This window comes from Lacimicrobium sp. SS2-24, assembly GCF_002201535.1.
Classification (GTDB): Bacteria; Pseudomonadota; Gammaproteobacteria; order Enterobacterales; family Alteromonadaceae; genus Lacimicrobium.
Genome location: NZ_NIWW01000001.1, coordinates 337120 through 360032 on the forward strand (window position 1 = coordinate 337120; position 22913 = coordinate 360032).

Consider the following 22913-nt stretch of genomic DNA (forward strand, 5'->3'; position numbering starts at 1 on the left):
CTCACCGAAGGCATGATAAAACCTTAGAACAACGGGGTTAAATCAAGGTATTGCTGTGATGATTCAGGATCATTAAGACGTGGGATATAGCCTAAAAAGGGAGCCTGGATACGCTGTTTAAGGCTCTCCAGGTTGGTCTCAATGTGTGGCATATCCAGTTCCACCTGATTGGCAACCCATCCTGCCAGATTCAGACCGTCAGCAGCAATGGCTTCACAGGTTAACAGCGCATGGTTAAGACAACCCAGGCGCATACCCACGACAAGAATCACATCTATCTTTTCTGCTTTGACAAAATCAGAGAGATAATCGTCATCGCCAAGGGGCAACCTCCACCCGCCTGCCCCTTCCGTAAACAGGTAATCTGCGCCGAGTTGCTTGAGTTTATGATAGTGTTCGGTGAGACGCTTCAGAGAAATCACCTGCCCCTGCTCTTTTGCCGCAATATGCGGCGCAATGGCAGGTAAAAAAGTAAAGGGGTTCACCTGCTCATAGGTAAGGGCGAGCGTTGATGCCGCCTGAAGCGTCAACGCATCTGCATTGCGCAAGCCATCCTCTGTCTCTTCGCTACCGGAGGCCACAGGTTTAAAACCAATGGTCTGAAAACGTCGATAAGCAAGCTGATGCAACATGGTTGCTGTGACAAAGGTCTTGCCGACTTCGGTATCGGTGCCGGTAACGAAAAAGCTTTTCATAAGTTATTATTATTCCGTTTGTTTTTGTATTTCCAAGAAAGTTACCTGATAGCTCAGCGGTAAGCCTTTATCTTGTGCAAAATGTTCACTGTAGCATGCCTGAAGGCGTTGTAATTGTTTACGAGATAACCGCTGCTTTGGATGATTTACCAATACGCCTGCACCGACGTCTTTAATCGAATGCAGGACGGCAAAGATATCCGTATGCCAGCTGGTAAAACACTTTTCTGTTACGCCAGCGTCAAACCCTGCCGCAATGGCAGCGGTGCACATGCTGTGACTATCCTCAAAGCTGTTAACATGAGCAGGTTCAGCGAGCTGCAACCAACTTTGATTAAGCTCTGCTAATGACCCCTTAGCCATAATTGCCAGCACCCCCCTGGCCCCGGGCTTCATCACCCGGTAAAGCTCCTGCATGACCTTCTCAAGAGGTTGGCACCACTGCAGTGCCATTGAAGAAAAGACGCCATCAATAGTGCTATCGGCCAGGGGCAGGTTTTCTGCATCCGCCACCTCAAAGTGCAGGTTATTGAAGGGGTAACGCTGCCGTGCAACATTGACCATACCCGCGGCGATATCCACACCGATAACCCGGGTAGCCTGTTGCGCCAGCTGTGCGCTGATTCTGCCTGTTCCGCAACCAAGATCCATGACCCATTTCTTTGCGGGTGAGAACAGACTCATTGCATGGCTGGCAATGTCCCGCTGAATTCCGGCAACGTGGTCATAGTCTTCGGCCGCTTTGCTGAACTGGCGTGCAATACGTTGTTTGAGCTCTGCTTCATTGTACATGTGTCATGCCTTTTTCTATGGCACTGACCAACAGACGTATTGTCTTTGCATCATGCGCAGTGGTAAGCGTTACGCGTAACCTGGCGCTACCTTCGGCAACCGTTGGCGTGCGTATCGCTCCAACCCAAAACCCTTCATTTTTTATGTATTCTGCCACTGCCATTGTTTTATCGGACGGCCCGATAATCACCGGCTGAATGGCGGTTTCAGAGTCACTGACGGGCAAACCACAGGCTGTGCTTAACTGACGAAATAACCGAATATTTTCATTAAGACGATCCCTGCGCCACTGTTCCTTATTAAGTAGTTTGAGACTGGCCAATGTGATCTCGGCCATCAGCGGTGACATGGCGGTCGAGTAGATATAGTGCCTGGCAAAATTAACCAGATAGTCATATATCTGAGTATTCGTCGCGATAAACGCGCCACTGGTGGCTGCCGCTTTACCAAAGGTTGCCATTAGCAGTGGCAACGCGGTTTGCGTTAACTGATGAGCTTGTGCAGTGCCGCCACCCTGCTCTCCTAAAACGCCAAAGCCATGAGCATCATCAAGCATCAACATGGCGCCATGTTGATTGCACATTTTAGCCAGGTCTTTACTCGGTGCCTGGTCACCGTCCATGCTGAACACGCCCTCGCTTAGCACTAAGACATCCTCGCTTTGCTGAGCACGAGTCAATAACCGGCTCAGATGTTGTGTGTCATTATGAGAGAAGCGCTTGAGTCTCGCCTTACTGGCTAACGCACCATCCAGCATGGAGGCATGACTTAACCGGTCAGCCAGAACCACCCCACCGTGGCGCATTAAGGCCTGAATCACAGCGTGGTTGGCACTGAATCCTGAATTAAACAGCAGAACCCTGTCCCGATTAAGCAGTTGTGCTAAGTGGTCTTGCAGGCGCTGATGGCTGGCGGTATAGCCCGTTACCAGGGGGGAGGCCCCACTGCCAGGGGCAGCGACTTCAACGGCATCGATAACATGCTGTCGAAGCGCCTGTTGCTGGCCGATACCCAAATAATCATTGGAGGCGAAGTTATAATACCAGCGACCTGCGATCTGTATTCGGATCCCATCTTGTTTTTCTATCAGCGCTTGTTCACGATACAAATCGCGCGTTGCCCGTTCTGCCAGATCGTTGGCAATAAATTCAAAGCTCATGGTTAATCCGGCAAATATGTTGTGGACTATCGACTGCGGCGGACTCTATTTACACACTTGCATCATAAAATAACGTATCAGTTTGCTTGTCATGTAAGGCGTCTTTCAGCACCGCTTCATGGGCTTCATCAGAATATTCACGGCGTCGTTCGGTATTGATTCCGAGCTTTTTAAATAACCGTACGTCGGAATCCTCTTCAGGGTTGGAGGTTGTCAGCAGCTTGCAACCGTAAAAAATTGAATTGGCCCCGGCAAAGAAACACAGCGCCTGCATCTGCTCGTTCATGGCTTCCCTACCCGCTGAGAGGCGCACATGGCTCTTGGGCATCATAATGCGCGCCACGGCAATGGTACGAATAAATTCGAATTGGTCCAAATCCTCAACCTGATCTAAGGGCGTCCCCTCGACCTTGACCAACATGTTAATCGGCACGCTTTCAGGCTGTGGTTCAAGGTTGGCCAACTGGGCTAACAATCCGGCCCGATCATTCGCGCTTTCCCCCATACCAACGATGCCACCAGAACACACATTCATACCCGCGGAACGCACATTATTGAGTGTATCCAGACGGTCCTGATAGGTTCGGGTACTGATGATCTCGCCGTAAAATTCCTCTGATGTATCGAGGTTGTGATTATAGTAATCCAGTCCCGCGTCTTTGAGCATCATCGCCTGTTCCCTGCTCAGCATACCCAGCGTCATGCAGGTTTCCAGACCCAGCGCTTTGACCCCTTTAATCATCTCTATGACATACGGCATATCCCTGTCTTTGGGATTGCGCCATGCTGCGCCCATACAGAAACGAGTGGATCCAGCCTGACGGGCTTCTCTGGCACGCTCAAGTACCTTTTCTACTTCCATCAACCGTTCTTTTTCCAGGCCGGTGTCATAGCGAGCACTTTGCGGGCAATACTTGCAGTCTTCCGGGCAGGCTCCTGTTTTGATGGACAACAACGTGCTGACCTGCACCTCATTGGGATTGAAGTGCTGGCGGTGCACCATTTGCGCCTTGAACAGCAGATCGTTAAATGGCAACGCAAACAATTCACGTACCTGTTCTTTATTCCAGTCGTGGCGGATTTCTGCTGACACCTGCATGGGGTTTCCTTTACTTCGAAATTTAGCTCCAGTAGTCTATGCGCGGACCCTGAGTTGTCAACCTGTTTCAGATTTATAACTTTACATCTGGTTAAATTATCATCATGGATACCGCATTCGATCAACGCCATATCTGGCACCCCTACACGTCAGCAATCAATCCACTACCTTGTTATCCGGTTGCTCGCGCGGATGGCGTGTATCTGCAACTTGAAAGCGGTGAACGGCTGATTGATGGCATGGCGTCCTGGTGGGCGGCCATTCATGGCTATAATCATGCCGCTTTGAATCAGGCCGCACATGAACAAATCGACACCATGGCCCATGTGATGTTTGGAGGGCTCACCCACGCCCCTGCCATCGAGTTGTGTAAGAAGTTGGTTGCGATGACACCTGAGGGGCTGGAGCGCGTGTTTCTGGCCGATTCAGGCTCGGTATCCGTTGAGGTAGCGATGAAAATGGCCCTACAGTTCTGGGCCTGCCAGGGCAACCGTCAGAAAAGGCGCTTTTTGAGCCCGCGCAATGGTTATCATGGCGATACCTTTGCCGCCATGTCAGTTTGCGATCCCGTTAATGGCATGCACAGCTTGTTTAGCGACGCACTCAGTCCGCAGATTTTTGCCCCGGCACCGCAGACCCGTTTCAATCAGCTTTGGAATGAAGATGACATCGCGCCATTGGCTGAACTGATGGAGCAACATCATCATGATATTGCCGCATTAATCCTCGAACCCGTGGTTCAGGGTGCCGGCGGCATGCGAATTTATCACCCGGAATATTTGCGCCGTTGTCGTCAGCTTTGTGATGAGTACGATATCCTGTTGATTTGCGATGAAATTGCCACCGGGTTTGGCCGAACCGGTAAGCTGTTTGCCTGTGAACATGCCGATATCAGTCCTGATATACTTTGCCTGGGTAAGGCACTGACCGGTGGCTACATGACTCTGGCGGCAACGCTGTGCAGTGAAGATGTTGCCATGGGAGTCTGTCAGGGCAGCCCAGGCGTGTTTATGCACGGGCCAACATATATGGGTAACCCACTCGCGTGCGCGGTAGCCAATGCCAGCCTTGACATCATTATGCAGGGACAATGGCAGCGTCAGGTCGGGCAGATCGAAGCGCAGCTTAAAAAAGAACTGTTACCACTGATCAAGCTCGACGCTGTTACCGATACCAGAGTGTTAGGTGCTATTGGCGTTGTAGAAACGCATACAGCGGTAGATGTTGCCCGTATTCAGCAACATTTTGTCCAACAAGGCGTGTGGATAAGGCCATTTGGTAAACTGGTGTATATTATGCCGCCCTACATTATCTCACAAGCACAACTCAACCAGCTCATTGGGGCGATAAAAAGCGCGTTGCAACACGCCTGAAGCCATCAGGACATCGTGCTAATGGCCGTTCCGGTTAGATAAATTCCCACAACAACCAGATCAGACTGATGAGGGTGCCGGCAAAAAGAAAAAACAGGTTCAGCCACAACCCATCATTGCGGCGCCGCGCCCGCTTGGCCCGTAAATACAGAGCCAGGCCGCTTAGAAGAAAGCAACTGGTGAGCAGCAACAGCAGTATGAGAGTCATCGGCGCATCCCAGACATCCCTGCTCTCAACGTTTTTATAATCGAAGAAGCCTGGAGACAGTTCCGGTCTTGCATAATGAAACACGAGCATGGCAACCACAAACAGGCACCAGCCGAGAATGACCCCGACCGTTAAAGTGCGGTACAATGCATCCTGCTTTGCTGGGGTTTGTCGGCGGTCGGTGCCATCCCAGTGTTTATTGTCTTTATTCATGGTTTATTTTTGCTTGAGTCTGCCTGCCAGCCAAGTAAGATGACACCCCTTATCGGCAGCACTCATTCAGGCTGTGAGGTGTCGATATCCTGAATAGACCAAAATAGCATCATTTGCTAAATTTTTTCGAATTTTCAATTAATTGTAGAACATATTAGCAGGATCCCGGGCCGGGATTCTACGGAGAGGTTAGATGGCGCATACCCCAGTAGTTGATATTCTTACAGGCCAACATGCACAAGGTGCAACGGTAACGGTTAAAGGTTGGGTTCGCACCCGCCGTGACTCGAAAGCCGGATTGTCTTTTATCGCCCTGCATGATGGCAGTTGCTTCGATCCGGTTCAGGTCATTGCCCTCAATAGCCTTGAAAATTATCAACAGATTCAGAAACTCACTACAGGATGTTCCATATCGGTACGCGGTGTCGTGAAAGCGTCTGAGGGACAGGGCCAGGCTGTGGAAATCGAAGCAGACAGCGTGGACGTACTGGGCTGGGTGGAAAACCCTGATAGCTACCCTATGGCGGCAAAACGTCACAGTGTCGAGTTTTTACGTGAACATGCCCACTTACGCCCTCGCACCAATGTCATTGGTGCCGTAACCCGGATTCGCAACTGCTTGTCCCAGGCCATTCACCGTTTCTTCCACGAACGAGGCTATTTCTGGATCAGTACCCCCATCGTCACCGCAAGTGATTGTGAGGGGGCTGGAGAAATGTTCAGGGTCTCAACCCTCGACATGCTTAATCTCCCCAAAAACGACAAGGGAGAGGTAGATTACGGACAGGACTTTTTCGGTAAAGAAGCGTTTCTGACCGTTTCCGGCCAGCTTAACGTAGAAACCTATGCCTGTGCCATGTCTAAAGTATATACCTTCGGTCCCACCTTCCGTGCTGAAAACTCTAATACCAGTCGCCACCTGGCAGAGTTCTGGATGATTGAACCGGAAGTCGCCTTTGCGGACCTGAATGATGTCGCTCAGCTGGCTGAGGACATGCTCAAATATGTGTTTAAGGCCGTACTCGAAGAGCGAGCTGATGACATGGCCTTCTTTGCTCAGCGCATTAATAAAGATGCCATCAGCCGACTTGAGAAAGTCATCGACCAGGACTTCGTGCGTATGGATTACACCGATGCCATCGATATCCTGCAAAAATCCGGCAAAACCTTCGAATTCCCAGTCGCCTGGGGAGTCGATCTGTCATCGGAGCATGAGCGCTATCTCGCCGAAGAGCACGTGGGTGCACCGATCATCATGCAGAACTATCCAAAAGACATTAAAGCCTTCTATATGCGTATTAATGATGACAACAAAACCGTTGCGGCCATGGATGTACTCGCGCCGGGTATTGGTGAAATCATAGGTGGCTCACAGCGTGAAGAGCGTCTTGATGTGTTTGATTGGCGCCTGGAAGAGATGGGGCTGGATAAAGAGGATTACAGCTGGTACCGCGATCTGCGCCGCTATGGCACGGTACCCCACTCTGGCTTTGGTCTGGGTTTTGAGCGTTTGGTCGCTTATGTTACCGGCATGCAGAATGTGCGCGATGTGATCCCCTTCCCCCGCACACCCGGTAGCGCCAACTACTAGAAAGATACACTCAGTACAACAAAAAACGGGCCCCTGGCCCGTTTTTTTTATCCTAAATTTTTCTTTAACCAGTTTGTTGAGACTCAAGAGAAGATGAGTAAAAGTTGTTTTTCACAGCTTAGCGAAATCGTGTTGAAAGAGAACACTTAACATCAACCCGGGCAAGCGAGCCTGAGCTACTCGCTCCAGAATTCAAAGAATTGACTTGGATCCGGCACAGGTTTGGGTAAGGGTTGAGTGACCGGCGAGCCTAAATACAAAAAGCCCATAATTTCATCTTGTTCTGCAACATTGAGGGCCTTTTTCACTTCTTCATTCTGTGCATAACTCCCCGTGCGCCAGATACCTGAAAATCCCTGTGCAACGGCAGCCATTTGCATGGCATGCACTGCACACGCTGTTGAAGCCACCTGCTCTATCCATGGCACTTTATCGTGCTCTTTATGGTGGCATATCGCGACAATCAGCATGGGGGCACGAAGCGGTAACTGCGATGCCCGTTCGATATCTTTTTCCGACATATCCGTATTAATAGCCGCCAACTCAAAGACTTCACCCAGTCTTTTCAATCCTTTTCCCTGACAGACAATAAACCGCCAGGGTTTGAGTGACATATGGTCTGGCGCTCTCAAGGCTGCCTGCATGATGTTGTCGAGGCTTTCACCGGTTGGAGCAGGATCTTGCAGTCTCGGCTGAGACGAGCGATTGAGTAATAAATCCAAAGCTTGCATAAAATGGATACCAGTATTCAGATTGGTGTGTTCTACACTAAAAATGCCACTTCATCCGCCTGGAGTAAACCGGTAAATGACAAAAGCAGAGAGATCAGCCCAACGCGGTAAATTACAACAGTTGTTTGATAATGCCGGGCTTAAACGCAATGAAAATACGGCCCGGCTAATTAAAGCTTACGCCGAAGACGATCCTAAGCGCATTGCCAGGCTAATTCAGGCCTGGCTGAAAGAAGATGAGAAAAAAGCACGACCTTAGCCCATTAACGACTGATTAATGTTACTCAATGCCTTCGCCGGATCGGCTGCCTGAGTGATAGGTCGGCCTATGACCATATAATCCACTCCCGCATGAAGTGCCTGCTCGGGCGTCATTACCCGCTGCTGATCGCCCAAGGCTGCGCCCTGAGGTCGGATTCCTGGTGTGACTAACTTAAACGACGAACCAAAACGTTGCTTCAGTGCCTTCGCTTCCTGGGCTGAACATACCACACCATCTAGTCCGGCCTGGTTTGTCAGGGTCGCCAGATGATTTACCTGATCAGCGGGTGAGCGTGAAATGCCAATCTCAGACAAATCGTCTGCCGACATACTGGTAAGTACAGTCACGGCAATCAGCAATGGGCGCTGCTCACCAAATTCCTGTAAAGCCTGAAGGCTGGTTTGCATCATTTTCGTGCCGCCACTGGCATGTACATTTATCATCCACACCCCCAATTCTGCCGCGGCACAACAGGCTTTTGCTACCGTAGTCGGGATATCGTGAAACTTCAGATCTAAAAATACGTCAAAATCACGGGAAACCAGTTGTTTGACAAAGTCAGGGCCAAAATACGTAAACATTTCTTTGCCTACCTTCAAACGACAGGTTGTGGGGTCGACACTATCAGCAAAGCTGAGCGCTTTATGCTCAGAATCAAAATCTAATGCCACCACTACTTTTGCATCTTTCATCTATTCTCCGTCCAAGCCTTTGATAGGCTTCACAACCCCCCATTTTTTGCAGGATGGGCATAACCAATGAATTTTGCGGCCGGAAAAACCGCAGGAAACACAACGATACTTAGGCCGTTGTTCAATTTGTTCGTGGATCAGCTCTTGCAACATCCCCAGACTGATGTCCACCTGTTGCCCACCATCGTGCTCACGGTACTGGGAAATCAGTGTTTCGAAGCCTTTCATGGTGGGTTTCTCTCGCAATTGTCTGAGCAGGAACTCGGACGCCTCCGCCGTCTGCCCTTTTCTTGCCAACAGTCTTGAACGCGCCAGGTAGGCCGTAGCACATTGCTGATAATACGCTTCCAGCATGGCTTCCAGAGCACTATAGTCGTCACACTGCTGTGCACACTCCTCCATCAGTGGTACCGCCTCACTGAGCCAGGTAATATCGCGTACAGGTACCTGCTGTAAATAATTCTGGGCTTGTGCATAGTCTTGTTGTTCGATCGCCATTTTCCCCAACGTCAACCAGGGACGTACGGCGTGCTCATCGGACAAAATGGCTTTTTGCAGACACTTTTCAGCTTCTTTATAGCCTTGCTTCTTTAAGTGAACTTCTGCCTGCTCACAATAAAAATGCGATACCCGCTCACATAGTTCCAGACTGTCGCCGTGGCAATCGACCATCTTCTCGGCCAGTTCAATGGCCCTCTCCCACTCCTTGGTGCTTTGATAAATATTAAACAGTTGTTGCTGGGCATCCAGAAAATACTTGTCACTGTCGAGCAATTGTAAAAAGACGGCTTCAGCGCGTTCTAAAAAGCCCGCCAGCAGATAATCTCTGCCTAATTCTTTGAGGGCCTGCTGTTTTTGCGCCTCGGAGAGCTGTTCCTTGTCCACCAGGTTTTGATGGACGCGGATAGCCCGATCGAGCTCACCCCGATGGCGAAAGAAGTTGCCCATCGCAATGTGTGTCTCCACTGTGTCGCTGTCCACGTTGATCATTTTCATCAAGGTATCAACCGCTTTATCAGGCTGATCGGACAGCAAGAAATTGAGACCACGATAATAATGGCGGGAGAGAATACTGGACTGTTTTCGTTGCGCCTGGCGCACACTGTTGCGTCCCATGACCCAGCCATATCCTGCGGCAACGGGCAGAAGGAGGAAAAGAAGCTCAAGCATTGAGCTCAGGCTCCCGGAGAAGCTTGGGTCACTTTGCTACGCCGGCGCGCCCTGATGCGATAACTGATAAACCATAACGCCCCGATGATCAGGCTCAGCAGGATACCGCTGACCAAACAAATGGCCATTAATACCGATAAAGGAAGTGTGCTTTGTGCAATCAGATAATTAACCTGAACCAGTTGTTCATTTTGTGCGCCTACCGCCAACGCCAGCAGGAACACCAACAAAGCAAGCAATAACGCCAGTATCAGTTTCAAGGGGAACTCCAGCAGACCACATAAAACGGCAGAACATTTTATGCAGTATAAAAAATAGAGATTTGATTATACCAATGAATTGCAAAGAAAAAAAAACGGCATTCTGAAAAGAATGCCGTTTTTATTCAATATCTATTAATGGCTCATACCATCATTGACTCGTTCCCTGAGTTCTTTACCCGGTTTAAAATGTGGAACGTACTTACCATCCAGTTTAACAGTTTCACCTGTTTTAGGGTTTCTGCCCACGCGGGGTGCCCGATAATGCAGAGAGAAACTACCAAATCCGCGGATCTCGATGCGCTCTCCTTTTTGCAGAGTCTGCGCCATCTGTTCCAGCATTTCCTTTATTGCCAGCTCAACATCCTTAGCAGGAATATGTTGAGACTGTTCGGCCAGTCTTTCGATTAATTCCGATTTGGTCATGGCAACCTCGTTGTCCTGGTAAAGCCCTACAGTTACCGATGAAGTCAGAGGGGAGACCAAAACGGTCTCCCGTTCTGTTACTCTTCGCCTTTGGCTGCTTTAAAGGCTTCTGCCATTGCGCTGCCAAAGCCACCATCGTCCTGTTGGTTCACTTTTTCAATCGCTTCTTTCTCTTCCGCCTGATCTTTTGCCTTCACAGACAAACTCACAACACGGTTTTTGCGATCTACACCAACGAACTTGGCTTCAATGTCTTCACCGACATTTACCACTTCAGAAGCATCTTCTACACGGTCACGCATCAAATCAGCTGCGCGGATGTAACCTTCAACTTCTTCAGCCAGCTCAACTGTTACGCCTTTGGCGTCTACAGCGGTAACCTTACCAACAACGATAGCACCTTTCTTGTTATCTGTCAGATACTTATTGAAAGGATCTTCTTCGATTTGCTTAACGCCAAGAGAGATACGCTCACGCTCTGGATCAACCTGCAGTACGATGGCAGAAATTTCATCACCTTTCTTGAATTCACGTACTGCTTCTTCTCCGGTCTTGTTCCAGGAGATATCAGACAGGTGAACCAGACCATCGATGCCGCCATCCAGACCAATGAAGATACCGAAGTCAGTGATAGACTTGATCTTACCTGACACTTTGTCGCCTTTGTTGTGCGACTTAGCAAACTCTTCCCAAGGATTAGGTTTACATTGTTTCAGGCCAAGTGAAATACGGCGACGTTCTTCGTCGATTTCCAGAACCATAACTTCAACGGTGTCACCAAGATTGACCACCTTAGAGGGGTGAATGTTCTTGTTGGTCCAATCCATTTCTGAAACGTGAACCAGACCTTCAACACCGTCTTCAATCTCAACGAAACAACCGTAGTCAGTCAGATTAGTCACCTGACCGCTCAGGCGAGTACCTTCCGGATAACGATCTGCAATTTCTGTCCATGGATCGCTGCCCATTTGCTTCATGCCCAGAGACACGCGCGATTTTTCGCGATCAAACTTAAGGACCTTAACCTGAATCTCATCACCTACGTTAACGATCTCGCTGGGGTGTTTAACACGCTTCCAGGCCATATCGGTGATGTGCAACAGACCGTCTACACCACCCAGATCAACGAACGCACCGTAGTCTGTCAGGTTCTTAACAATACCTTTAACTTCCAGACCTTCTTCGAGGTTGGCCAGCAACTGCTCACGCTCAGCACTGTTTTCAGCTTCGATAACAGCGCGACGGGAAACCACAACGTTATTACGCTTGGCATCCAGTTTAATAACTTTAAATTCGAGTTCCTTGCCTTCCAGGTGAGTGGTGTCACGCACTGGACGAACATCAACCAAAGAACCAGGCAAGAAGGCGCGTACGGCATTCACTTCAACCGTAAAGCCACCTTTGACCTTACCATTGATCACACCAATGATAGTGGCCTTTTCATCATAAGCTTTTTCTAACTCAACCCAGGCTTCATGACGCTTGGCTTTTTCGCGAGACAGGATGGTTTCACCAAAGCCGTCTTCCACCGCATCCAGTGCCACATCAACGGTATCGCCCACTGCGATTTCCAGGTTGCCTTCAGCATTTTTAAACTGCTCGGCAGGGATGGCACTTTCAGACTTAAGACCCGCATCGACCAGAACAATATCTTTATCGATCGCAACAACAGTACCTTTTACGATGGCACCAGGACGGGTTTCAAGTTGTTTTAAACTTTCTTCAAAAAGTTGAGCAAAATTTTCAGTCATAATTTGATTAATTTACATATTGACATCCACTCAGCACTCCCGCTAATGTGGGGTTGTTCGTATTGGCTCGTACCTTCCTGGCCCCGAGCAGCTTTTCCATTTCGCTACTGTTTATGAATTTTACTTTCTACAAAATCCATAACAGTATCAAGCACTTGCTCTACCGTCATTTGCGTAGAGTCAACCACTAATGCATCTTCAGCCGCCTTTAAAGGCGCGACCGAACGGTTCATATCCCGCTCATCACGCGCTTTTATGTCGGTCAAAAGGCGGTCAATGCTAACATCGCGCCCCTTATCTTTCAACTGCTTGTAGCGTCGCTTCGCCCTCTCCTCGGCGGATGCGGTAAGAAAGACTTTTGCTTCTGCATTAGGGAATACCACCGTTCCCATATCTCGTCCATCTGCCACTAATCCTGGCGACTCTTTAAACGCTCTCTGACGACGTAATAATGCTTCTCTGACACGAGGTAAAGAGGCCACCTGGGATGCCAGTGCCCCCACTTCTTCACTACGAATACTGTCGCTGACATCTTCGCCTTCAAGAATAATGCGGGTATGTCCATCCTGGATGTCGAAGTTGACGTCTAACCCGGAGGCAAGCGGAACAAGCCCAAGTTCATCCTGGGTATCGATCTGGTGATGCACAGAGGCCACGGCTAACACACGGTAAATGGCACCGCTGTCGAGAAAGTGCCAGCCGAGCCGTGCTGCGAGCAGTGCACTGACAGTGCCTTTTCCCGCTCCACTCGGTCCGTCGATCGTTATGACAGCTGCTGATTGCATCTCTTCTCCAATATCAGTCCTGGCTAAAAACGCGCGCAATTATACGCCTTAACCAGGGATAAGCAATTTAAGTGGGAAATAGGTTGGCTAAACGGGACAATCTAGCCGGCCCCGCTAACCAAACTGAGAGCAATTCAACGCTGGCAGACCCGAGCGAATTGTTCGAAGTAATCCGGAAAGGTTTTTGCCGTGCATCCTGGATCATTAATCACAACGGCTGTATCTCCCAGTGCAACCAGAGAAAAACACATGGCAATCCGATGATCATTGTATGTATCGATACAGGCTTCGTGTAACTTGGCTGGCGGGGTGATCTCTATAAAGTCCTGTCCTTCCACAACATGGGCACCCACTTTTCTTAATTCGGTGGCCATCGCATGCAGGCGATCGGTTTCTTTTACACGCCAGTTGTAGATATTGCGAATCGCAGTGGTGCCTTGCGCAAAAAGCGCAGTGGTGGCGATGGTCATGGCCGCATCGGGAATGGCGTTCATATCCATATCGACTGCGTTCAACTCACCACGCTCTACCTCTATGGAGGCTGCATTCCATGTGATCCGTGCACCCATCGCCTCGAGCACCCTGGCAAAGTTCTTATCGCCCTGAATACTGTCTCTGCCAATACCCGTGACACGCACTTTCCCACCCTTTATTGCTGCTGCGGCGAGGAAGTAAGAGGCCGATGACGCATCCCCCTCAACTAAAAAGTGCCCGGGTGAACGGTAGGTTTGTCCCGCGGCGATCACAAATCGTTGATGATCATGATTTTCTACCTGTACACCAAATTTCGCCATGGTATCTAAGGTAATATCAATGTAGGGCTTTGATACCAACTCCCCGATAATATCGATCTGCACCTCGCCTTTGAGCAGTGGAGCCGCCATCAGCACGGCTGTCAAAAACTGACTGGAGACACTGCCGTCCACTTGAATCGTCCCACCTGACAAGGATTTACCTTTAATCAGAAGCGGTGGAAAGCCATCGTTTTTAAGACATTGAATATCCGCGCCCAGTGCAATTAATGCATCGGTAAGCGCACCGATAGGCCGCTCTTCCATGCGCGGTTCGCCGGTCAGTTCAAACACGCCCTGAGAAACAGCCAGGGCTGCCGCCAGAGGACGCATTGCCGTACCAGCATTCCCCAGGAACAAGGTTTGAGGTTGAGACACATTAAATGCACCTCCCAGTCCTTGCACACGGCACTCAGTCTTATCATCACTCAGTTGATAACTGACACCCAACTGGCTCAGTGCCTTTAACATATGACGAATGTCTTCACTGTCGAGCAAATTAGTCAGCAATGTCTCGCCTTGAGCCAGTGCTGCTAACAGTAATGCCCGATTGGATAAACTTTTGGAACCTGGCAGGTTAATTTCACCGTCGATGCTGGCGACGGGTTCAAGTCTGAGTTGCTCCATCAGCCCATCCTTTTTTCAAAGTCGGTCATAAAATCAACCAACGCCCGCACACCCTCTAAAGGCATGGCATTGTAAATACTTGCCCGCATCCCCCCTACACTCCGATGCCCCGCCAGGGCAGTCAATCCGGCTTGTTCGGCTTGTTGCAAAAAGACGTTGTCCAGTGCAGGGTCCTGCAACTGGAACGGAACATTCATTTTTGAGCGGTAAGAAGCGTGGATCCGGTTGATATAAAAACCCGACTCGTCGATACATTGGTACAACAGTGCGGCTTTAGCATCATTGCGACGCTGCATCTCGCTTACCCCACCTTCTGCTTTAAGCCATTTGAAGACCAGACCTGCCAGGTACCAGGCAAAAGTAGGCGGTGTATTGAACATCGAGCCCTGCTCGGCTTGCAGCTGATAGTCAAATATTGACGGGGTGTCTTTCCTGGCTTTACCTAACAGCGCGTCATTGACAATTACGACAGAAAGTCCGGAAGGCCCAATATTTTTCTGCGCACCAGCGTAAATGACTCCAAAACGCGACACATCTACCGGCGATGACAAAATGGTAGACGACATATCTGCCACAATAGGAACATCCCCGGTTTGTGGTATGTCGTTAATCGCGATGCCATCCACCGTTTCATTGGGACAATAGTGAAAATACGCTGCGGCCGGATTAAGACGCCACTTATCGGGATCCGGCATCTGAATGACGCCGTCCAGGGTTTCAGCTTCCGCCACCTGAGAAGGTTGCAGATATTTTTCCGCTTCCTTGATGGCAGCGGCTGACCATGAACCCGATACCAGGTAGTCGGCCGACTGGCCTTCACCACTTAAGTTCATGGGCACCGCAGAGAACTGTCCGCGGCCTCCTCCGTGAGTAAAAAGCACCCGATAATTGTCCGGGATACTGAGCAACTCACGCAAATCTGACTCGGCCTGTTGCGCTAACTCCACAAACGCTTTGCTGCGATGACTGAGTTCCATTACAGAACAACCATGACCCTGCCAGTCCAGTAATTCTGCCTGGGCCTGGGCCATAACCGGGGCCGGCAACATAGCGGGACCGGCACAAAAATTAAACACCTTACTCATTCATACTCTCACAACAACAAACGAGCGGCCTATCGACCGCTCGTTTTAATCAGACTAAAGAGGACATAACCTTCTTACTGAGGTCTTTTATGATCAGGTGAAAATACCGCACCTGACATGCATCCTCCGGCTCAATCTTCTGTCGTTATTGCGCCGTCATTATCGGTATTGGCATCCGAGATGCTGGACTCGTGTTCCTGCACACCTTCTTCTTCAGCGAGGGCATCAGAGGCATCAACCTCTTCAATCCGCTGTAGTCCGACCACGTGCTCATTTTCACCCGTACGGATCAACCTGACACCCTGGGTGTTACGGCCAACCGTAGAGACTTCGGATACCCGGGTACGTACCAATGTACCCTGATCACTGATAAGCATGATCTCATCTGTCTCGTCAACCTGTACAGCACCCACAACAGCGCCATTTCGTTCCGAAACTTTGATTGATACCACGCCCTGAGTGGCTCGGCTTTTCGCCGGATAATCATCCAGTGGCGTGCGTTTACCGAAACCGTTTTCTGTCACGGTCAATACCGCACCATCCCCTTGGGGCACAATCAGGGATACCACTTTCTGATTATCCTGCAGACGAATGCCACGTACACCGGTTGCTGTGCGCCCCATTGGCCGCAAGGCCAGAATTTCTTCACCTGTTTCAGGATCAATTTTCACCTCACCGGTCTCTGAATCCCGAGCTTTTTCGTTAAAGCGCACCACTTTGCCCGCATCGGAGAACAGCATGATATCACTTTGCCCGTCAGTCAGTGCGACACCTATCAATTCGTCACCTTCGTTCAAATTGACGGCAATAATACCGCTGGCGCGCGGACGGGAATATTGACTCAGTTCAGTTTTCTTAACCGTACCAAAGGCGGTTGCCATCAATACATAGCGATCATCCACAAATTCACTGATTGGCATCATCGCTGTGATGCGTTCATTTTCTTCCAGTGGCAGGATGTTGACAATTGGCCGGCCTCTGGCGTTACGTCCTGCCAATGGCAGACGATAGGTCTTAATCCAGTAAAGTCGCCCGCGGGTGGAGAAACAAAGGATATAGTCGTGTGTATTGGCTACCAACAACTTGTTAATGAAGTCTTCATCTTTCATCTTCGTGGCTGACTTGCCTTTGCCGCCCCGCTTCTGTGCTTCATAGTCGGCCAGGCGCTGATACTTCACATAACCTTCATGAGACAAGGTAACCACGACATCTTCACGTTCGATCAGATCTTCGATATCAATGTCATGACTGGCCGCAGTAATTTCTGTACGGCGTTCATCACCGTACTCATCGCGGATTTTTTCCAGCTCTTCACGAATCACTTCCATCAGGCGTTCTGGACTGGCAAGGATATGCATTAATTCAGCAATCTGTTCCAGTAACTCTTTGTATTCGGCCAGAATTTTATCGTGTTCCAGGCCTGTAAGCTTATGCAGACGCAATTCCAGAATGGCCTGTGCCTGGGCTTCCGTTAAATAGTACTGACCATCACGAATACCGAATTCAGGCTCTAACCAGTCAGGCCTTGCTGCATCCACGCCGGCTCTCTCAAGCATATCGGCCACGTCACCCAGAGCCCAACCTTGTGCAACCAGCGAGGCCTTTGCATCTGCCGGGCTTTGGGACGCTTTGATCAAAGCTATAACCGGGTCGATGTTTGCCAATGCAACCGCGAGACCTTCAAGGATATGAGCACGATCTCTTGCCTTGCGCAGTTCGAAAACAGTTCTGCGGGTCACCACTTCACGACGATGCAGGACAAACGCTTCAAGTATTTCTTTGAGATTAAATATCTTCGGCTGGGTGTTATCCAGCGCCACCATGTTAATGCCAAACACAGTCTGTAACTGGGTCTGAGCATACAGGTGGTTAAGCAATACTTCGGCTGATTCGTTACGCTTCACCTCTACCACGATGCGCATACCATCTTTGTCAGATTCATCGCGCAGCGCAGAAATCCCTTCGATTTTCTTTTCTTTAACCAGTTCGGCAATCTTTTCTATCAACCTTGCCTTGTTAACCTGGTAGGGTATTTCATTGATAATGATGGTTTCTTTACCATTATCTTCGGTTTCTATCTCTGCCTTGGCCCGAAGATAGATACGACCGCGACCCGTGCGATAAGCTTCCTCAATACCCTTGCGTCCGCTGATCATTGCTGCAGTGGGGAAATCAGGGCCGGGAATATACTGCATCAGCTCTTCAATGCTGATGTCCGGATTATTAATCAGTGCAATACAACCCGTAATCACTTCCGTAAGGTTGTGAGGAGGGATATTTGTTGCCATCCCAACCGCAATACCAGAGGAGCCATTCACCAAAAGATTGGGCACTTTGGTCGGTAAGACTTCTGGAATCTGTTCGGTACCGTCATAGTTGGGCACAAAATTAACCGTTTCTTTTTCCAGATCGGCTAACAATTCATGTGAAATTTTGGCCATACGAACTTCGGTATAACGCATGGCAGCAGCAGAGTCGCCATCCACTGAACCAAAGTTACCCTGACCATCGACCAACATGTAGCGCAAGGAGAAAGGCTGGGCCATTCGCACTATGGTGTCATATACCGCCGAATCACCATGTGGGTGATATTTACCTATTACATCACCGACGACCCTGGCGGACTTTTTATACGGCTTGTTGAAGTCGTTTTTCAGCTCATTCATGGCAAACAGTACACGCCGGTGTACTGGTTTGAGACCATCGCGGACGTCAGGCAAGGCACGCCCTACAATGACGCTCATGGCATAATCCAGATAACTGCTTTTCAGTTCATCTTCTATATTAATGGGGAGAATTTCTTTGGCGCGATCAGTCATATACAGCCCTGTTCCCTTTTTTATAATCTACATCTTCCGGTCTCAATATCGGCCATAGCCGTTAACGGGCACCGGTAAATTTTTTGGTTTCGTTTAGGGTTTTGGTAGCCGTCAATAGTACCACCTAAATTTACAAATAAATAGCCGCTGATTGCTCATTCAGCCCTATCTATGCCAGTGGCAGATGTTTATACTGATGTCCTTATTTTTTTAGCCGAAAGAGCATGCGATGTTGCAACAAGATGCCCCTTCAACCAACCACTCAGCGAATGTGGATCAACAGGAAATCGATAAGTTTTCAGCCCTCGCCAGTCGCTGGTGGGATCGGGACGGCGAATTCAAGCCATTGCATCAGATTAACCCCTTGCGTCTTGATTACATTAGTCAGAACAGTCATGGCTTGTTCGAAAAACGTGTGCTTGATGTGGGCTGCGGTGGTGGCATTCTGGCCGAGAGTATGGCGCAGCAGGGAGCTAAGGTCACCGGCATAGATATGGCGCAGGATGCGCTGGAAGTCGCGCGTCTGCACGGTTTGGAAAGCGGGGTTGAGGTAACGTATCAACTTTGCACCGTTGAGGACTTCGCGGCACAGCAACCGGCACAGTTTGACGTGGTCACCTGCATGGAAATGCTCGAACATGTGCCTGATCCCGAATCCGTTGTAAAAGCCTGTGCCAAATTAGTCAAGCCTGGCGGACAGGTGTTTTTTTCGACCTTAAACCGCAACATCAAGTCCTATCTGATGGCGATTATAGGTGCAGAATACGTGCTCAATCTGGTGCCCAAAGGGACTCATCAACACAGCAAATTTATTCGTCCCAGTGAACTGATTGGCTGGCTCGATGATACGGCCCTGTTGTGTCGCGATATTCAGGGTTTGCACCTCAACCCACTGGGGGGGGATTATTATCTGTCTGATAAGAATGTCGATGTAAATTACCTTTTGAACTGCATCCGGCCCGAGCATGACTGATATCATCTCCCCCAAAGCGATGCTGTTCGACCTCGATGGCACCTTGCTGGATACGGCCAGAGACATGGGCAATGCTCTGAATAAAATGTTAGCGCAGTATGCGTTGCCGTTACGTGAATACGATGAATATCGACCCATCGCCTCTCACGGCGCCAAAGGAATGTTAGCGCTGGGTTTTGGTAATACTCTGGCCGATTTCTCTTATGACACGCTCAGGGCAGAATTTTTATCTCACTATGAACAGCAACTGCAGCACCATACCTGTTTATTTAACGGCGTCAGACAGGTGATTGAGGGGTTGCACAGTGCCAATTTGCCCTGGGGCATTGTTACCAATAAGCCCGGTTATCTGACTACCAACCTGCTATCCCATTACCCGGAATTGCGTCAGGCGCATATTATCATCAGTGGCGATACCCTGCCCCAGCGTAAACCCCACCCGGCTCAGTTGGTAAAAGCACAACAACATATTGGCGTGGCGGCAGAACAGATCTGGTACGTGGGCGACGCTGAGCGGGATATTCAGGCAGCGCGGGCTGCAACAATGGTGCCTGTACTGGCTGAATATGGCTATATTTGCCCCAGTGAAGGCCCCGAGCACTGGGATACGGCATTACGTATTCAGAGCCCGGACGCTCTGCTTGAGTACCTGAACTGAATTTGCTTGCCTGTTGCTTAAGAGGAAGCGTTTTGTCAGGGGCATAGATCGTATTTTTATAGCGCCAACCTTTTTTGGATTTAAATATTTTATGAGTCAAATATCTGATTTTCAGCTATTGCATTCCTGAGCATCCCTTGCTGTTAGCCACTATTCAGTGAGTCGCTACTAACCTCTTTTCACCCTGGTGTCTGAATGCCCAATAAAACACCAGATATTGGGTTGCATATCATCAAAAACCTCACTATCTTGTGTCCTGTTGAGAAGCGGTTGTGACCATTTTTCAACATAAATTCCTCCGTACAGCAGTATATCGCTGTGCCTAGAGTGCGCTAAACAGATAACAACAAGACGGCTACTGGCATGAATAATACGCTTCTCGTTACCAAACGCTCTGGCGAACAAGAGCACCTTGATCTGGACAAAATTCACAAAGTCATCACCTGGGCTGCCAAAGGATTACAGAACGTATCTGTGTCTCAGGTAGAGATAAAGGCACATATCCAGTTTTATGATGGCATCAAAACCTCAGATATCCATGAAACACTGATCAAGTCAGCCGCGGATCTGATCGCCAAAGAAAGCCCCGACTACCAATATCTGGCGGCCAGACTGGCAATCTTCCATCTGCGTAAAAAAGCCTATGGTCAATTTGAACCGCCTGCGTTGTACCAGCATGTGGCGAAAATGGTCGACATGGGCAAATATGACCATCACTTACTGGAAGATTACACCCAGGCCGAGTTTGAGCAGATGGATGAGTATCTGGATCATTGGCGGGATATGGATTTCAGTTATGCTGCGGTGAAGCAGTTAGAAGGCAAATACCTTGTTCAGAACCGGGTAACCGGCGAAATCTACGAAAGCGCACAGTTTCTGTATATTCTGGTAGCGGCGTGTCTGTTTGCCAATTATCCAAAAGAAACGCGGATGGACTACATCAAACGTTTCTATGATGCCGTCTCCAAATTTAAAATATCGCTGCCTACCCCAATCATGTCCGGTGTGCGCACCCCTACCCGTCAATTCAGCTCCTGTGTTTTGATTGAATGCGGGGACAGCCTTGATTCGATTAACGCCACGGCCAGTGCCATCGTTAAATATGTCAGCCAACGTGCAGGCATCGGTATCAACGCTGGTCGAATTCGCGCTCTGGGTAGCCCCATTCGCGGTGGTGAAGCCTTTCATACGGGCTGTCTGCCTTTTTACAAGTATTTCCAGACTGCCGTAAAGAGTTGTTCTCAAGGTGGCGTTCGTGGTGGTGCTGCAACCTTGTTTTATCCCCTCTGGCACCTGGAAGTGGAGTCATTGCTGGTATTAAAAAATAATCGGGGCGTTGAAGAGAATCGCGTCAGACATCTCGATTATGGTGTGCAATTTAACAAGCTCATGTATCAGCGTTTGATCAAGGATGAACATATCACGCTGTTCAGTCCGTCAGATGTACCTGGATTATATGATGCGTTTTTCGCCGATCAGGATAAATTCGAGCAGTTGTACATCAAGTATGAGCAGGACCCGGGCATCCGTAAAAAGCAGATTAAAGCGGTGGAACTGTTTAGTCTGTTTATGCAGGAGCGCGCCAGCACAGGCCGGATTTATTTACAGAATGTGGATCATTGCAACACGCACAGCCCGTTTGATCCGCAGGTTGCCCCTGTACGTCAGAGCAATCTGTGTCTGGAGATCGCGCTGCCGACCAAGCCCCTTGAACATGTCAATGACGAGAACGGCGAGATTGCCCTGTGTACCCTTTCTGCCTTTAATCTCGGCGCCATTGAGAGCCTGGATGAGCTCGAAGAAATGGCTGAGCTTGCCGTGCGCGCCCTCGACAGTTTGCTGGATTATCAGGATTACCCGGTTCCGGCCGCATACAATGCGACAATGGGTCGTCGGACGCTGGGGGTCGGTGTCATTAACTTTGCCTACTACCTGGCCAAGCATGGAGTACGTTACTCTGATGGCAGCGCCAATGGACTCGTTCACCGTACATTTGAAGCCATTCAGTACTATTTATTAAAAGCCTCAAACAATCTGGCAAAAGAGAAAGGTGCGTGTCCGAAATTTAACGAAACCACTTATGCCAAAGGCGTTATGCCCATCGACAGCTATAAGAAAGATCTCGATGGGGTTTGCAATGAGCCATTGCAATATGACTGGGATGGCTTAAGAGAGGCGATTCAGCAACATGGCCTGCGCAACAGTACACTGTCGGCGCTGATGCCATCAGAAACCTCATCGCAGATCTCCAATGCCACCAATGGTATTGAACCGCCCAGAGGCCATATCAGTATCAAGTCGAGTAAAGACGGCGTACTGAAACAGGTCGTGCCAGAGTATGAGCGCCTGAAAAATCAGTATGAGTTGTTATGGGACATTCCATCGAATGACGGATACCTGCAGCTGGTGGCCATTATGCAGAAGTTTGTTGATCAAACGATCTCAGCCAATACCAGCTATGACCCGGGCAAATACGATGGCGGCAAAGTCCCCATGAAACTGCTGCTCAAAGACTTGTTAACAGCCTACAAACTGGGCGTAAAAACGCTGTATTACCATAACACCCGTGATGGTGCCTCCGACACCCAGGGTGAGATGGTTGCGAAAAAAGCAGAGCGCCCTGCGGTAGAAGCTGTAATTGAAGAAGATGACGATTGCGCAGGCGGTGCCTGTAAGATTTAACCTCTATCCGTGGTTGGCAGTCCCTGTCTCAGATAGGGACTGCCAATGAAATATCAGCATCACTAAATCGA

The 22913-nt window shown here is 49.4% G+C and carries 21 protein-coding genes; 6 read left to right on the plus strand and 15 right to left on the minus strand.

Features of this window, described 5'->3' with window-relative positions:
* Positions 1 to 23: 23 nt before the first annotated feature.
* Genes bioD through bioB form a run of 4 tightly spaced genes read right to left on the minus strand, consistent with a single transcriptional unit; the run spans position 24 to position 3745 of the window.
* Positions 24 to 695 (minus strand): dethiobiotin synthase, encoded by a 672-nt coding sequence (gene bioD / locus CCY32_RS01455; protein ID WP_088328636.1) that lies wholly within the window; start codon positions 693 to 695, stop codon positions 24 to 26.
* A 9-nt stretch (positions 696 to 704) separates the two neighbouring features.
* Positions 705 to 1487 (minus strand): methyltransferase domain-containing protein, encoded by a 783-nt coding sequence (locus CCY32_RS01460; protein WP_088328638.1) that lies wholly within the window; start codon positions 1485 to 1487, stop codon positions 705 to 707.
* Entirely contained in the window at positions 1477 to 2646 is a 1170-nt protein-coding gene (locus tag CCY32_RS01465) for an 8-amino-7-oxononanoate synthase (RefSeq protein WP_088328639.1), read from the minus strand. Before CCY32_RS01465 ends, CCY32_RS01460 begins: the two co-directional genes overlap by 11 nt.
* Before the next feature lie 49 nt (positions 2647 to 2695).
* Positions 2696 to 3745 carry a biotin synthase BioB gene (bioB, locus tag CCY32_RS01470; RefSeq protein WP_088328641.1) on the minus strand — a complete coding sequence of 350 codons (1050 nt, stop codon included), beginning with the start codon at positions 3743 to 3745 and terminating at the stop codon, positions 2696 to 2698.
* A 104-nt stretch (positions 3746 to 3849) separates the two neighbouring features.
* Between bioB and bioA the strand changes: the two genes are divergently transcribed.
* On the plus strand, positions 3850 to 5118 hold the full coding sequence (gene bioA, locus CCY32_RS01475; protein WP_088328643.1) for an adenosylmethionine--8-amino-7-oxononanoate transaminase: 1269 nt from the start codon (positions 3850 to 3852) through the stop codon (positions 5116 to 5118).
* A gap of 34 nt (positions 5119 to 5152) precedes the next feature.
* On the opposite strand, the gene CCY32_RS01480 is transcribed toward bioA, so the two are convergent.
* Positions 5153 to 5539 (minus strand): hypothetical protein, encoded by a 387-nt coding sequence (locus tag CCY32_RS01480; protein WP_088328645.1) that lies wholly within the window; start codon positions 5537 to 5539, stop codon positions 5153 to 5155.
* Between the two features lie 193 nt (positions 5540 to 5732).
* On the opposite strand from CCY32_RS01480, the gene asnS reads away from it, so the two are divergent.
* On the plus strand, positions 5733 to 7130 hold the full coding sequence (gene asnS, locus CCY32_RS01485; RefSeq protein ID WP_088328647.1) for an asparagine--tRNA ligase: 1398 nt from the start codon (positions 5733 to 5735) through the stop codon (positions 7128 to 7130).
* Between the two features lie 176 nt (positions 7131 to 7306).
* Here the strand turns inward: asnS and CCY32_RS01490 are convergent, their stop codons facing one another.
* On the minus strand, positions 7307 to 7861 hold the full coding sequence (locus CCY32_RS01490) for an NAD(P)H nitroreductase (RefSeq protein ID WP_088328649.1): 555 nt from the start codon (positions 7859 to 7861) through the stop codon (positions 7307 to 7309).
* A 76-nt stretch (positions 7862 to 7937) separates the two neighbouring features.
* On the opposite strand from CCY32_RS01490, the gene CCY32_RS01495 reads away from it, so the two are divergent.
* Positions 7938 to 8120, plus strand: a complete 183-nt coding sequence (locus CCY32_RS01495) for a hypothetical protein (RefSeq protein ID WP_088328651.1) — start codon at positions 7938 to 7940, stop codon at positions 8118 to 8120.
* On the opposite strand, the gene pyrF is transcribed toward CCY32_RS01495, so the two are convergent.
* The 9 genes from pyrF to gyrA form a co-directional block, all read right to left on the minus strand.
* The gene (pyrF, locus tag CCY32_RS01500) at positions 8117 to 8815 is read right to left on the minus strand and encodes an orotidine-5'-phosphate decarboxylase (RefSeq protein WP_088328653.1); all 699 of its coding nucleotides are present in this window, start codon (positions 8813 to 8815) and stop codon (positions 8117 to 8119) included. The genes CCY32_RS01495 and pyrF overlap by 4 nt on opposite strands.
* Positions 8816 to 9985, minus strand: a complete 1170-nt coding sequence (gene lapB / locus CCY32_RS01505; RefSeq protein WP_088328655.1) for a lipopolysaccharide assembly protein LapB — start codon at positions 9983 to 9985, stop codon at positions 8816 to 8818.
* Positions 9986 to 9990: 5 nt separating this feature from the next.
* Positions 9991 to 10245: a LapA family protein gene (locus CCY32_RS01510; protein ID WP_088328657.1), complete on the minus strand. Its 255-nt coding sequence runs from the start codon at positions 10243 to 10245 to the stop codon at positions 9991 to 9993.
* Between the two features lie 135 nt (positions 10246 to 10380).
* Positions 10381 to 10671 (minus strand): integration host factor subunit beta, encoded by a 291-nt coding sequence (ihfB, locus tag CCY32_RS01515; protein WP_088328659.1) that lies wholly within the window; start codon positions 10669 to 10671, stop codon positions 10381 to 10383.
* A 77-nt stretch (positions 10672 to 10748) separates the two neighbouring features.
* Positions 10749 to 12422: a 30S ribosomal protein S1 gene (gene rpsA / locus CCY32_RS01520; RefSeq protein WP_088328661.1), complete on the minus strand. Its 1674-nt coding sequence runs from the start codon at positions 12420 to 12422 to the stop codon at positions 10749 to 10751.
* 104 nt (positions 12423 to 12526) lie between these two features.
* Positions 12527 to 13207 carry a (d)CMP kinase gene (cmk, locus tag CCY32_RS01525; RefSeq protein ID WP_088329220.1) on the minus strand — a complete coding sequence of 227 codons (681 nt, stop codon included), beginning with the start codon at positions 13205 to 13207 and terminating at the stop codon, positions 12527 to 12529.
* Between the two features lie 134 nt (positions 13208 to 13341).
* A complete protein-coding gene (gene aroA / locus CCY32_RS01530) occupies positions 13342 to 14625 on the minus strand; it encodes a 3-phosphoshikimate 1-carboxyvinyltransferase (RefSeq protein ID WP_088328663.1) in 1284 nt (427 codons plus the stop codon).
* Positions 14625 to 15710 (minus strand): 3-phosphoserine/phosphohydroxythreonine transaminase, encoded by a 1086-nt coding sequence (gene serC, locus CCY32_RS01535; RefSeq protein ID WP_088328665.1) that lies wholly within the window; start codon positions 15708 to 15710, stop codon positions 14625 to 14627. The genes aroA and serC overlap by 1 nt, the downstream gene beginning before the upstream one ends.
* 131 nt (positions 15711 to 15841) lie before the next feature.
* A complete protein-coding gene (gene gyrA, locus CCY32_RS01540; RefSeq protein ID WP_088328667.1) occupies positions 15842 to 18529 on the minus strand; it encodes a DNA topoisomerase (ATP-hydrolyzing) subunit A in 2688 nt (895 codons plus the stop codon).
* Between the two features lie 229 nt (positions 18530 to 18758).
* Between gyrA and ubiG the strand changes: the two genes are divergently transcribed.
* The 3 genes from ubiG to nrdA all read left to right on the plus strand — a co-directional run bounded on the left by ubiG (position 18759) and on the right by nrdA (position 22842).
* Positions 18759 to 19502, plus strand: coding sequence for a bifunctional 2-polyprenyl-6-hydroxyphenol methylase/3-demethylubiquinol 3-O-methyltransferase UbiG (gene ubiG, locus CCY32_RS01545; RefSeq protein WP_088328669.1), 744 nt, complete (start codon positions 18759 to 18761; stop codon positions 19500 to 19502).
* Positions 19495 to 20160, plus strand: a complete 666-nt coding sequence (locus CCY32_RS01550) for an HAD-IA family hydrolase (protein WP_088328671.1) — start codon at positions 19495 to 19497, stop codon at positions 20158 to 20160. The genes ubiG and CCY32_RS01550 overlap by 8 nt, the downstream gene beginning before the upstream one ends.
* Positions 20161 to 20523: 363 nt before the next feature.
* Complete coding sequence (nrdA, locus tag CCY32_RS01555) at positions 20524 to 22842, plus strand: class 1a ribonucleoside-diphosphate reductase subunit alpha (protein WP_088328673.1); 2319 nt, start codon at positions 20524 to 20526, stop codon at positions 22840 to 22842.
* Positions 22843 to 22913 lie beyond the last annotated feature (71 nt).

Coding starts and splice junctions, on each gene's coding strand:
- CCY32_RS01495 (WP_088328651.1), top strand. CDS start 7,938: ATGACAAAAGCAGAGAGATCAGCCCAACGCGGTAAATTACAACAGTTG.
- lapB (WP_088328655.1), bottom strand. CDS start 9,985: ATGCTTGAGCTTCTTTTCCTCCTTCTGCCCGTTGCCGCAGGATATGGC.
- asnS (WP_088328647.1), top strand. CDS start 5,733: ATGGCGCATACCCCAGTAGTTGATATTCTTACAGGCCAACATGCACAA.
- CCY32_RS01460 (WP_088328638.1), bottom strand. CDS start 1,487: ATGTACAATGAAGCAGAGCTCAAACAACGTATTGCACGCCAGTTCAGC.
- gyrA (WP_088328667.1), bottom strand. CDS start 18,529: ATGACTGATCGCGCCAAAGAAATTCTCCCCATTAATATAGAAGATGAA.
- bioD (WP_088328636.1), bottom strand. CDS start 695: ATGAAAAGCTTTTTCGTTACCGGCACCGATACCGAAGTCGGCAAGACC.
- CCY32_RS01490 (WP_088328649.1), bottom strand. CDS start 7,861: ATGCAAGCTTTGGATTTATTACTCAATCGCTCGTCTCAGCCGAGACTG.
- aroA (WP_088328663.1), bottom strand. CDS start 14,625: ATGGAGCAACTCAGACTTGAACCCGTCGCCAGCATCGACGGTGAAATT.
- bioB (WP_088328641.1), bottom strand. CDS start 3,745: ATGCAGGTGTCAGCAGAAATCCGCCACGACTGGAATAAAGAACAGGTA.
- CCY32_RS01480 (WP_088328645.1), bottom strand. CDS start 5,539: ATGAATAAAGACAATAAACACTGGGATGGCACCGACCGCCGACAAACC.
- bioA (WP_088328643.1), top strand. CDS start 3,850: ATGGATACCGCATTCGATCAACGCCATATCTGGCACCCCTACACGTCA.
- pyrF (WP_088328653.1), bottom strand. CDS start 8,815: ATGAAAGATGCAAAAGTAGTGGTGGCATTAGATTTTGATTCTGAGCAT.
- nrdA (WP_088328673.1), top strand. CDS start 20,524: ATGAATAATACGCTTCTCGTTACCAAACGCTCTGGCGAACAAGAGCAC.
- ubiG (WP_088328669.1), top strand. CDS start 18,759: ATGTTGCAACAAGATGCCCCTTCAACCAACCACTCAGCGAATGTGGAT.
- rpsA (WP_088328661.1), bottom strand. CDS start 12,422: ATGACTGAAAATTTTGCTCAACTTTTTGAAGAAAGTTTAAAACAACTT.
- cmk (WP_088329220.1), bottom strand. CDS start 13,207: ATGCAATCAGCAGCTGTCATAACGATCGACGGACCGAGTGGAGCGGGA.
- ihfB (WP_088328659.1), bottom strand. CDS start 10,671: ATGACCAAATCGGAATTAATCGAAAGACTGGCCGAACAGTCTCAACAT.
- CCY32_RS01550 (WP_088328671.1), top strand. CDS start 19,495: ATGACTGATATCATCTCCCCCAAAGCGATGCTGTTCGACCTCGATGGC.
- serC (WP_088328665.1), bottom strand. CDS start 15,710: ATGAGTAAGGTGTTTAATTTTTGTGCCGGTCCCGCTATGTTGCCGGCC.
- CCY32_RS01465 (WP_088328639.1), bottom strand. CDS start 2,646: ATGAGCTTTGAATTTATTGCCAACGATCTGGCAGAACGGGCAACGCGC.